We start from the raw sequence: 12,093 nt of genomic DNA, 5'->3' as shown, positions 1-12,093 counted from the left end.
TGTATAAAAAATTTTTAAAAAAAGGTTATAATTATATGGTTATTATTAGATTATCTAGAGGTGGATCAAAAAAACGTCCATTTTATAAAATTATTGTAGCAGATAATAGAAGACCTAGAGATGGAAAATTTATAGAAAAAATAGGATTTTTTAATCCATTTGCATCAATAAAAGATAAAAAATTATTTTTTAATATAAAATTATTTGATAAATGGGTTAAAAATGGTGCTATTTTATCAAAAAAAACTAATAGTTTAATAAAAATTTTTAAAAAAAATATGTTTATAAATTAATTTTAAATATATATAAAATATTTTAAGAAAATATATGATAAATAAACCTATAATTATAGGTAAAATAGGATCAGTATATGGAACAAAAGGATTAATAAAAATTTTTTCTTTTATGGAAAATAAAAAAAATATATTTAATTTTAAAAAAATATGGATTAAAAAAATTAATAAATGGAATGAATTATTAATAAAATTTTGGCAAATTAAAAATAATAATTTTTTTATTTTAATTAAAGATATAAATTCTAGAGAAAAAGCTAGTATATTAACTAATAATTATATTTATATAAGCAAAAATCAATTACCTATTTTAAAAAAAAATAATTTTTATTGGTATGATTTAATAAATTTTAATGTAATAAATTCTTCTGGATATAATTTTGGAAAAATTTTTAATATTATTAATACTGGATCTAATGATATTTTAATAATAAAAAAAAATAAAAAATTTTCTTATAATAAAGAAATATTAATACCTTTTATTGAAAAAGATGTTATTAAAGAAGTTAATATAAAACTAAAAAAAATTTTTGTAAAATGGGAAAAAAATTATTAAATTTTTTTAAAAAATATAAATATTATGATTAATATTGGAATAATTAGTATATTTCCTGAAATGTTTAATGCTATTACAAAATTTGGAATTACAAAAAAAGCAATAAAAAATAAATTATTAAAATTTTATTGTTGGAATCCTCGTAAATTTACTAATTCTAAAAATTTTAATATAGATGATAGACCATATGGAGGTGGTCCAGGAATGCTTATGAAAATGGAACCATTACAAAATGCAATTAATTATGGAAAGAAAATTTTATCTGGTAATAAAAAAATAATATATTTAACTCCACAAGGTAAAAAGTTAAATTTTAATAAATTAAAAAAATTAATTAATATAAAAAATATAATATTAGTTTGTGGTAGATATGAAGGAATAGATGAAAGATTAATTATATCAGAAATTGATGAAGAAATATCAATAGGAGATTATATATTAAGTGGAGGTGAATTAGCAGCTATGATTCTTATAGATTCTATTACTAGATTTATTCCAGGAGTATTACAACATAAGTTATCTTCTGTAGAAGATTCTTTTGAAAATGGATTATTAGATTATCCAAGTTATACAAGACCACGTGTAATAAATAAAATTCATGTTCCAAATATTTTACTTAATGGAAATCATAAAAAAATTTATTATTGGAGATTAAAACAATCTTTAGGTAGAACTTGGATAAAAAGACCAGATCTTTTAAAAAAAATTAAATTAACTAATATTCAAAAAAATTTATTAAATGAATTTAAAAATGAATATTTTATTTCTTATAAAGAAAAATAATTAATTTAATAAATAAAATTAAATAAAATATATTTTTTAATAAATTTAAAAAAAAGGAAAAAAATGCAACATTTTATTGATTATATTGAAAAAAAACAAATGAAGAAAAATATACCATATTTTAGATCTGGAGATTCTTTATCAATTAAAGTATGGGTTGTAGAAGGAAATAAAAAAAGATTACAATTATTTGAAGGAATAGTTATTGCTATAAAAAATAGAGGATTAAATTCTTCATTTACAATTCGTAAAATATCTAATAATATTGGAGTAGAGAGAGTTTTTCAAACTCATTCTCCAATTATTAATGAAATAATTGTAAGTCGTCATGGAAGTGTTAGAAAATCTAAATTATATTATTTAAGAAATCTTACTGGAAAATCTGCACGAATTAAAGAAAGATTATAAATATCATAATTAATAAATTAATTAAATTTTTTATTTAAAATATTTAAATAATATTAAAAATTAATAACAAATAAATAAATTAAATAATATTAAAAAATTAAAAAATATTTTTAAAATTTAATTAAATATATAAAAATTTAATAAATATTAAATTATTTAATTTATAAATAATTAAAATTAAAATTAAATTTTAAATAAATTTTATATAAAAATATAAAAATATTATTATATTTTATATTTAGTTTAATAAAATATAATTATATATATTAAGTTTTTTATAAAAATTTATTGTAATATATAATATATTAATTTTATTATCTTATTATAAAATTTTATTAAAAAAAATTAATTTATTATTTAATCTTTATTTGTATATTATATTAAATATTTTTATATTATATTTTTTAATATATATTAAATAAAATATAATCTTATTATAAATTTAATAAAATTAAAATTAATAATATTTATATATAAAAAATATATTATTTAATAAATAAATAAAAATAATTTAAAAAATAATAATTTATATAAAAATATATTTTATTTTCAAAAAAATATTATAAATATATATAATAAATTTAAAAAAAAATTTAAGTTATTTATTAATTATTAAAAAAATAAATTAATAAATATTTTTAATAAAAAATATAAGATTTATAAAAAATTTAAATTTAAAAAATATTTAAAGCAACTATTATAAAAAATAAATTTATTATAGTAAAAAAAAGAAAACTTTAAAAAAAATTTTAAAGAAAATTTATAATAATTATATAAAAATATTAATTATAAATAATAATTTTTATTTAATTAATATGATAATTATTAAAAATTTAAAAAAATTTAATAAATAAAATTTAATTTTTATAAATATTAGTATAATATACTATATCTTATTATTTATAATAAGAATTATAAATTAATATAAAAAATAATTAACAAATTTATATAAATATTGTTTAATATAATTTTTATTAGATATAAATTTATTATATAAAAATATAAAAAGTATTATTTTTAATTAATATTTTTATATATTAAAATATATTTTTTTAAATTTAATAAATATTAAAAATATATTATAAATTAGATATTATAATAATTTAAATAAAATAAATATTTTTTTAATAATTTTTTAAAAATATTAATATTTTTTAAAACATTAAAATATATAAAAAATTTAGAAAAAAATTATTAATAAAACATTTGTTTATATATTATTATAAATAATTATTAATTATTAATAATATTAATAATTTATATAATTTATAATATATATAAATATTATTAAATAATTATTATTTAATATAAAATTATATATAAATATTATTTTTTTTAAAACCTCTTATATAAGAGGTTTATATTTTATATATAAATTATATTTAATTTTATAAATTATTTTTATAAAAAATTAAATCTTGTATAGTAACTATTGGCATATTATATTTTTTAGAAAATTTAATAATTTCTGGTGTACGAGCCATGCTTCCATCATTATTTGTTACTTCACATAATACACTAAATGGTTTCATACCTGATAAAGATACTAATTCAATTGCAGCTTCTGTATGTCCAGATCTACCTAAAATTCCATCAGGATGAGCACATAAAGGAAATACATGACCTGGACTATTAAGATCTGATGGTTTAGCATTATCTTTTATTGCTGAATTAATAGTTGTTATTCTATCTTTAGCAGATACTCCTGTAGTTACACCATAAGCTGATTCTATACTAACTGTAAATGGAGTTTTATAATGACTTGTATTATTTTTTACCATCATTGATAAACCTAATTTTTTTCTATTTTTATTAGTTAAACATAAGCAAACAATACCACTTCCATGTCTAATAGCTAATGCCATTTGTTTAACTGTCATATTTTCTGCACAAAAAACCATGTCTCCTTCATTTTCTCTATCTTCGTCATCTATAACTAAAATTCCAGATCCATTTTTTAATGCTTGAATTGCATTTTCTATACGTTCTTTAGGTAATCCAAATTTATATATTAAACTATCATTCATTATATATTTTTCCTTTTAATTATTAAATAAAAATCTAATAAATAAATTTTTTTAATTTTTTTAAAAATTTTTTATTAATATAAAAAATACATTTTAATTTTATTTTATATAAAATTATATTTTAAAAATATTTTTTAGAATATTTTAAATAAATATCTATATATTATTTTGTATATTATTAATAATAATACTTGTTGAATATCTTTTATCAAATTTAATAAGTTTAACTTTTCCTCCATATTTTAATACTTCTTTAGCTCCAGAAATTTGATTTATTTTATAATCATTACCTTTTACTAATAAATCTGGAAGTATTTTTTTAATTAATAAAATTGGTGTTCTTTCTTTAAAACATGTTACCCAATCTACTGCTTTTAAAGCAGATAACACAATCATTCTATCAAGTATTTTATTAAATGGTCTATTATTACCTTTTATTTTTTGTGCAGATTTATCATTATTAACTGCAATAATTAATTTATCTCCCATTTTTTTTGCTTTATTTAAATATTGAATATGACCTGGATGTAAAATATCAAAAACACCATTTGTCATAACTATTTTTTTATTTTTTTTTCTATATAATTTTATAGATATTATTAAATCATTTTGATTTAAAATTCCAAATTTAATATTCATGTGATTTTAAATATATTTTTTTAGTTCTAAAAGAGTAATAGAAGAAGTTCCAAATTTTTTTACTACTATTCCTGCTGCAATATTTGCTAAAAAACATGATTCTTCTATATTTTTTCCTGATCCAATAGATGATGCAAGAACACTAATAACTGTATCTCCAGCTCCAGTAACATCATGTATTTTTTTTGATTGTGCTGGAAAATTTATTGGTTTTTTTTTACTTTGTAAAAGTATCATTCCATTTTCAGATCTAGTTATTAAAAGAGAAGAAATTTTATATTTTTTTAAAAGCATCATTCCTTTTTCAAAAATTTCATTTAAATTTTTACAATAACCAACAACTGATTCAAATTCTTTCATGTTAGGAGTTAAAATAGTAGCTCCACTATATTTGTTAAAATTTTTTCCTTTAGGATCTATTAATATTGGAATATTATTTTTTTGAGCTAATATTATTATTTTTTCAATATCTTTTAAAGTTCCTTTATTATAATCAGAAATTACTAAAATATTAGATTTTTTTAAAAAAAATTTTATATTATTTAATATTGATTTTGTATTTAATTTATTAATTTTTTTTTCAAAATCTAATCTAATTATTTGTTTTTTATTAGATATAATACGAGTTTTTGTAATAGTTGAATAATTTTTTATAGAAAATAAATTAGAAATAACATTATTTTTTATAAGTAAATTATTAAGTAATTTTGATTCTTTATCAGTACCTATAAAACCAATAATTCTAGAATAACTACCTAAAGAAGCAATATTTACTGCTACATTTGCAGCTCCTCCAGGACGATTTTCTATATTATTTATTTTAAAAACAGGAACAGAAGCTTCTGGTGACAAACGATTAGAAGATCCATACCAATATTTATCTAAAATAACATCTCCTACTGTTAAAACTATTGCTTTTTTAAAATCAGGTAAAGTAATTTTCATTACATACTCTAAATATATTTTAATTAAAAATTTTATAAATTTTTATAAAAATATTAATTTAATAAAATTAAAATCATTTTTATTTAATTATTTGTTTTTTATTAAAAAATATTAAAAAATAAATAATTTATTTATTAATAAATAATTAATTTAAAAATTAATATAAAATTTTTAATTATGAATTGATGAGTTTATTATATAATAAATTTATTATATAGTTTTATTAAAAATTTTATTAAAATATTTTAATTTAAATTAATATATAAAATTTTAAATTAATATTTTTATAAAGTTTTAAAAAAAAAATTATATTTTTTTATAGAATCTTTAATATATTTAATAGAATAATTTATTTCTTTTTTAGTTGTAAATCTTCCTATAGATAATCTTAATGTATTTTTTGCTAAATTATCATTAATTCCAATAGATTTTAATACATAAGATGATTCTTTATTTCCAGAAGAACAAGCTGAACCAGTTGAAATAGCTAAATTTTTTAAAATCATAATTAATGATATATTATCAATATAATTAAAACTAATATTTAAAATGTTAGGAATACTTTTTTTAAAATCACCATTAATTTTTATACCAGAAATTTTTTTTAATCCTTTCCATAATTTTTTTTTAAAATAATATAATTTTGGTATTTCATAAAACATTTCTTTTTTTGCTATTTTATATGCCTCTCCCATACCTACAATTTGATGAACTGGTAATGTTCCAAATTGTACATTATTATTATTATTTTTTTGATATATATTTTTTTTTAAAAAAATCTTTGATTTTTTTTTAATAAATAACCCTCCAATACCTTTAGGTCCATATAACTTATGAGAACTAAAAGACATTAAATCTATATTCATTTTTTTTAAATTTATAGGAATTTTTCCAACACTTTGAGATGCATCTACATGAAAAATGATATTATTATTTTTACATAATTTTCCAATATTTTTTATATCATTTATTGTTCCAATTTCATTATTTGCATGCATTAAAGAAATTAAAAAAGTATCTGATCTAATAGATTCTAAAATTTTTTTTAAATTAATTAATCCATTATTAATATCAGGAATAATTCTAGTAATTTTAAATCCTTTTTTTTCAAGTTTTGCACAAATATTTAATACTGATTTATGTTCAGTAAGACTAGTAATTATATGTTTATATCTTTTTTTTAATAAATAAGATGTATTTTTAATTGCAATATTATTAGATTCTGTTGCACCAGAAGTAAAAATTATTTCTTCAGAATCTGCTCCAATAAGTGATGCTATTTGTTTACGAGCTTTAATTATTGCATTTTCTGCTTCCCAACCATAAGAGTGTGAACGAGAATTTGGATTTCCAAAAATACCATTTATTGTAAGATATTTTATCATTTTTTGAGATACTTTTGGATCAACAGGAGTAGTAGAAGCATAATCAAGATAAATAGGTATTTTCATAAAAATTTTTTCTTAAGTTAATTTAATTTTATTAAATTTTTTATTTAAAATAAAATTATATTTATATTAAAATAAAATATTTAAAATTTTAATATTAAATATTTTTAAACATAAAAATTATTTAATTATATATTTTTTAAAAATTAAAAAAATTATTATTATATTTTTTATAAAATTGAATTAAATAAATTTAAAATAATAATTTTAAAAATATATTTTTAAAATTATTATTTTGTTCCTCCAACAGTAATTGATTCTACTTTTAAAGTAGGTTGACCTATTCCAACTGGAACATTTTGACCATTTTTACCACACATTCCAATATTATCACTTAATAAAAAATCATTTCCAACCATAGAAATATTTTTCATAACTTCAATTCCTGATCCAATTAATGTTGCATTTTTAACAGGTTCTTTTATTTGTCCATTTATAATTAAATATGCTTCAGAAGTAGAAAAAACAAAATTTCCAGAAGTTATATCTACTTGACCTCCAGAAAAACTTTTTGCATATAATCCATAATCTATACTAGAAATAATTTCCTTTTTTGTAGATTTACCTGAAATCATATATGTATTAGTCATTCTAGGCATAGGTAAATGTGCATAAGATTCTCTTCTTCCATTACCTGTTGTATTCATTTTCATTAAATAAGCATTTAATTTATCTTGCATATAATTTTTAAGAATTCCTTTTTCTATTAAAATGTTATATTGACATGGAGTTCCTTCATCATCTATAGATAATGATCCATGTGATTCTTTTATAGTACCATCATCTATTATAGTACATAAAGGAGAAGCTACAATTTTTCCTATTTTATCATTAAATACTGAGTTTTTTTTTCTATTAAAATCTCCTTCTAAACCATGTCCTATAGCTTCATGCAATAATATTCCTGGTGATCCAGAACCTAAAACTACTGGCATTGTACCAGCTGGAGCTTCTATAGAAGATAAATTATTTAATGCAATTTTAACAGTTTCTTGTGCATAAAAATCAACTTTTATTTTATCATTAAAATTTTTCATAAAAAAATTATATCCAAATCTTCCACCTATATTTTTATATCCATATTCTCTTTTACCTAAATCTTTTACTTGAACATTAATAGAAAGTTGTACTAATGGTCTTAAATCTGCTTCTATTGTATTATCAGTTGCAATAATTAAAATTATTTCATAAATTCCAGAAAGTTTTACATTAACATTACATACTCTACTATCATATGATCTTGCTATATAATCTATACGATTCAATAAATTAATTTTATCTTGATTATTTATTTCAGATAATGGATTATTTGTTTTATATGGACATATTTTTTTTTTTGGATATAAAATATAAGGTTTAATATTTTTTTTTTCATTTATTATATAACTTGCTGCTTCTATACTTTTTTTAATATTATTAATGTTTAATTGATCTGTATAAGAAAAACCAGTTTTTTTTTCATTAATTATACGAATTCCAATGCCTTGATTAATATCATATGATCCATTTTTAATTATTTTATTTTCTAAAATCCAAGATTCATAAAATTTTGATTGAAAATAAAATTCTGAATAATTTGAATGATAATTATTTGTTTTTTCTAATAAAAATAAAATATCTTCTTTCTTTAAATTATTATTTGTTAATAAATGCTCTTCTGCAATAGTTAAATTCATAAACTATACTCTTATTTTGTTATAAAATATAAAAAAATTTTAAAAAATAAAAAATATTATTTATTTATATATAATTTTTATATATAAAATATATAATTTTTAAATTTATTATTTTAATAAATAAAATATATTTAACTATAAAATAATTTTATAAAAAAATTATTAATATTTTAAATATTAAAAAATATTTATATCAAAAACATTAAAATTTTATAAAAAATTAATTTATATTAAATATATATTAAATATTTATATAAAAATATATAATATATTATACTTAATTATAAAATTAAGTTCAATTATATTAATTTAATAAAATTAAATATATTTGTATAAATTTATTATAAATAATTTATAATATAAAAAAATTTTAAAATAATTAAATATTAATATTTTTTATATAATTTTTAAAAAAAATATGTTTATAAATTAATTAAATTTATATTAAATATATATTAGGTATATATATGTCAATAAATATTTTATCATTTGATACTTCTACAGATTTATGTTCTGTTGCTTTATATTTTAATAAAAATATATATTTTAAATACAATTTAAGTCCAAATAGTCATATGAAATATATATTGCAAATAATAAATGACTTATTATTAAATGCAAATACAGATTTGTCTAAAATAAATGTAATTTCTTGTAGTTGTGGACCAGGAAATTTTACAGGAATAAGAATATCTATAGGAGTTGCACAAAGTATATCTTTTGCTAAAAATATTCCTTTAATATCAATTTCAACTTTAGAAATTCTTGCACAAGGAGCTTGGAGAAAATTAAAATCTCATAAAGTATTAAGTGCTATAGATGCTAAATCTAAACAAATATATTTTGCAAAATATATTAGATCTAAAAAAGGAATATGGTTTATTTTAGATAAAAAAGAAAAAATTATTTCTTTAAAAAATCTTATTAAAATTAAAACAAATATTAAAAAAAATTGGGATATATCAGGAAATGCATGGAAAAATTATGAAAAATATTTTTTAAAAAATAAAAATTTTTTAAAAAATAAAATTATATTTCCATCAGCAATAGATATGATTCCTTTAACAATTAATTATTGGAAAAAAAATAAAATATCATCTTTAAATAAAATTAAACCTATTTATTTGAATAAAAAATATTTATAAAATTTTAATATAAAATATATAATATTTTATTATTAATTTTATATAAAAATTTAATATTTATTAAATAAACACTTAAAATAATATTTTAATTTTTTTATAAATTTAATATTTTTATATTTTTTATTAAAAAATATTTGCTATAATTAAATGTTTTTTCATACAAATATAAATTATTTTAATATCAATTAAATCACCTTGTTTAAGGTATTTATTTTTTTTTATTTTAAACATTCCATTTTCTTGATCTATTAAAAAATCTTTAAATTTTTTTTTAATAAAAAAATTAGGTATAAAAGCCATAGCTCCATTATTTATAATTTTAACTTTAATTCCATTATTAATAACTTGAAAAATTTCTGATTTATAATATATATTTTTTCCAATAATAGGTTTTAAAAAACGTGCATATAACCAATTTTGTATATTTTTTTTAACTATTTTATTTTTCTTTTTACATTCAATAAGATGTTTTATAATTTTGTTAGATGGTTTAATTATTTTTTTTTTATATATACATGAATATAAAAGTCTATGATTTATTATATCACTATATCTCCTAATAGGAGAAGTCCAAGTAGCATACATTTCTAAACCTAATCCAAAATGTGGTTCAGGATAAATTTTAATATAAGAAGAAGTTTGAAATTTACTAATTAAACTATCTATATAAGAAGTTTTCATATTATTTATTTTTTTACGTAATTTGCAAAAACCACTTAATGTTGATAATTTAGAATAATTAACTAATATATTATTTTTTTTTAAAATATTTACTATTTTTTTTAGAAAATTTTTATTAAATCCTTTATGAACATTATATAAACCAAAACCAAGTTTTTTTTTTAAAATACGTGCTGCACAAATATTAGCAATAATCATTGATTCTTCTATCATATAGTTAGCAATTCTACGTGATATAGGAAAAATATTAGTTATAGATCCAAATTTATTCATATTAAAATAATAATTTAATTTTTCTTTAAAAATTGATTCATTATTTTTTCTCCATTTAATTCTTAATTTTGCAAGATTATTTAATAATATAATTTGATTAGAGATTTCATTATTTGGAGGATTCCATTTTTTTTTATTTTCTAACCAATTTGAAACATTTTCATAATCTAATTTTGCTTTGGATTTTATCCATGCATAAAAAAAATATGATTTATCATCTATTTTTCCATCTAAATGTATTTTTACTTTACAAATTAATACAGGTCTTATTTCATTAGGTTTTAAAGAACATAAATTATCTGAAAAAATTCTAGGTAACATGGGTATACTAAATCCAGGTAAATAATTAGTAAATCCCCTATTTTTTGCTATAAAATCTAATTCACTTCCTTCTTTTATCCAAGTATTTGAATCAGAAATAGCTATATTTAAAATAAATTCATTTTTATTATTTTTATATATATAAACTGCATCATCTATATCTTTAGTATTTGAATTATCTATAGTAATAAAATTTAATTTTGTTAAATCTTTTCTAATTATTTTATCTTTAGGAATTGAATTAATTGAATTAGATATTATTGGTTCATTTAAATCTAAATTATATTTTTTTAATATAACAAACCATGGTGCAAATAAATTATTTTTTGATGCTATAAATGATATAATTTTTGCATAAAAAGATTTATTATCTCTTAATGGATAATATTTCATTTCTGCTAAAATCCAGTCTCCTTCATAAAATTTATTATTTTTTTTTGAATTTAAAAAAATTATATTATTAATATAATAATTATCTGGTATAATAATAAGTAATTTTTTTTTAAAAGAAATTCTTCCAATAAATCTTTTTAAAAAAGGACTTATAAGTTTTTTTGGTATAGCAATTTTTTTATTATTTATTTTACTAATATTTGCAATAATTTTATCATTATACATAACTTTTTTTGTAAAAGATAAAGGAATTTTATAAAATTTTTTAGATTTTTTTTCTAAAAAAAAATAATTTTTTTTATAATATTTTATAACTCCTTCTATATTAATTTCTTTAGAAGAAATTTCTTTTTTTATTTTTAATAAAATAGGATTATTTTTAAACATAATATTTTAATTTTATTTAATTATTTAAAAAGATTTTATTTTAAAAAAAAAATATTTAAAAAATTATTTAATAAATAAAATTAATATTATTATATATAATAATAAATTTAATTAATAA

Annotated in this window: 9 protein-coding genes and 1 pseudogene; 5 read left to right on the top strand and 5 right to left on the bottom strand. The window is 15.9% G+C overall.

Annotated elements, in window-relative coordinates; translation table 11 throughout:
- Positions 1-35: 35 nt before the first annotated feature.
- The 4 genes from rpsP (at position 36) to rplS (ending at position 2,040) form a co-directional block, all read left to right on the top strand.
- A complete protein-coding gene (rpsP, locus tag AB4W47_RS00520) occupies positions 36-293 on the top strand; it encodes a 30S ribosomal protein S16 (protein WP_367670693.1) in 258 nt (85 codons plus the stop codon).
- Positions 294-327: 34 nt separating this feature from the next.
- Positions 328-849 carry a ribosome maturation factor RimM gene (rimM, locus tag AB4W47_RS00515; RefSeq protein WP_367670692.1) on the top strand — a complete coding sequence of 174 codons (522 nt, stop codon included), beginning with the start codon at positions 328-330 and terminating at the stop codon, positions 847-849.
- Between the two features lie 27 nt (positions 850-876).
- Positions 877-1,632: a tRNA (guanosine(37)-N1)-methyltransferase TrmD gene (gene trmD, locus AB4W47_RS00510; RefSeq protein WP_367670768.1), complete on the top strand. Its 756-nt coding sequence runs from the start codon at positions 877-879 to the stop codon at positions 1,630-1,632.
- Between the two features lie 63 nt (positions 1,633-1,695).
- Positions 1,696-2,040 (top strand): 50S ribosomal protein L19, encoded by a 345-nt coding sequence (gene rplS / locus AB4W47_RS00505; protein ID WP_367670691.1) that lies wholly within the window; start codon positions 1,696-1,698, stop codon positions 2,038-2,040.
- A 1,388-nt stretch (positions 2,041-3,428) separates the two neighbouring features.
- On the opposite strand, the gene ribB is transcribed toward rplS, so the two are convergent.
- From ribB to tldD, 4 genes and pseudogenes are all read right to left on the bottom strand, one after another.
- Entirely contained in the window at positions 3,429-4,067 is a 639-nt protein-coding gene (ribB, locus tag AB4W47_RS00500) for a 3,4-dihydroxy-2-butanone-4-phosphate synthase (RefSeq protein WP_367670690.1), read from the bottom strand.
- 156 nt (positions 4,068-4,223) lie between these two features.
- Positions 4,224-5,651, bottom strand: a pseudogene (gene hldE, locus AB4W47_RS00495) (bifunctional D-glycero-beta-D-manno-heptose-7-phosphate kinase/D-glycero-beta-D-manno-heptose 1-phosphate adenylyltransferase HldE).
- A gap of 284 nt (positions 5,652-5,935) precedes the next feature.
- The gene (locus AB4W47_RS00490; protein ID WP_367670689.1) at positions 5,936-7,102 is read right to left on the bottom strand and encodes an aminotransferase class V-fold PLP-dependent enzyme; all 1,167 of its coding nucleotides are present in this window, start codon (positions 7,100-7,102) and stop codon (positions 5,936-5,938) included.
- Between the two features lie 227 nt (positions 7,103-7,329).
- Entirely contained in the window at positions 7,330-8,775 is a 1,446-nt protein-coding gene (gene tldD / locus AB4W47_RS00485) for a metalloprotease TldD (RefSeq protein WP_367670688.1), read from the bottom strand.
- A gap of 467 nt (positions 8,776-9,242) precedes the next feature.
- Between tldD and tsaB the strand changes: the two genes are divergently transcribed.
- Positions 9,243-9,920, top strand: coding sequence for a tRNA (adenosine(37)-N6)-threonylcarbamoyltransferase complex dimerization subunit type 1 TsaB (gene tsaB, locus AB4W47_RS00480; protein WP_367670687.1), 678 nt, complete (start codon positions 9,243-9,245; stop codon positions 9,918-9,920).
- A 123-nt stretch (positions 9,921-10,043) separates the two neighbouring features.
- Here the strand turns inward: tsaB and AB4W47_RS00475 are convergent, their stop codons facing one another.
- Entirely contained in the window at positions 10,044-11,975 is a 1,932-nt protein-coding gene (locus tag AB4W47_RS00475) for an exoribonuclease II (protein ID WP_367670686.1), read from the bottom strand.
- Between the last annotated feature and the right edge of the window lie 118 nt (positions 11,976-12,093).

It is taken from the genome of Sodalis-like secondary symbiont of Drepanosiphum platanoidis (assembly GCF_964059955.1).
Taxonomy (GTDB): domain Bacteria; phylum Pseudomonadota; class Gammaproteobacteria; order Enterobacterales; family Enterobacteriaceae.
This window is presented reverse-complemented; position numbering and strand designations above follow the sequence as displayed.

Excerpts from the sequence above, each read along its gene's own strand:
- rpsP (WP_367670693.1), top strand. The coding sequence starts at position 36 with ATGGTTATTATTAGATTATCTAGAGGTGGATCAAAAAAACGTCCATTT.
- rimM (WP_367670692.1), top strand. The coding sequence starts at position 328 with ATGATAAATAAACCTATAATTATAGGTAAAATAGGATCAGTATATGGA.
- rplS (WP_367670691.1), top strand. The coding sequence starts at position 1,696 with ATGCAACATTTTATTGATTATATTGAAAAAAAACAAATGAAGAAAAAT.
- ribB (WP_367670690.1), bottom strand. The coding sequence starts at position 4,067 with ATGAATGATAGTTTAATATATAAATTTGGATTACCTAAAGAACGTATA.
- AB4W47_RS00490 (WP_367670689.1), bottom strand. The coding sequence starts at position 7,102 with ATGAAAATACCTATTTATCTTGATTATGCTTCTACTACTCCTGTTGAT.
- tldD (WP_367670688.1), bottom strand. The coding sequence starts at position 8,775 with ATGAATTTAACTATTGCAGAAGAGCATTTATTAACAAATAATAATTTA.
- tsaB (WP_367670687.1), top strand. The coding sequence starts at position 9,243 with ATGTCAATAAATATTTTATCATTTGATACTTCTACAGATTTATGTTCT.
- AB4W47_RS00475 (WP_367670686.1), bottom strand. The coding sequence starts at position 11,975 with ATGTTTAAAAATAATCCTATTTTATTAAAAATAAAAAAAGAAATTTCT.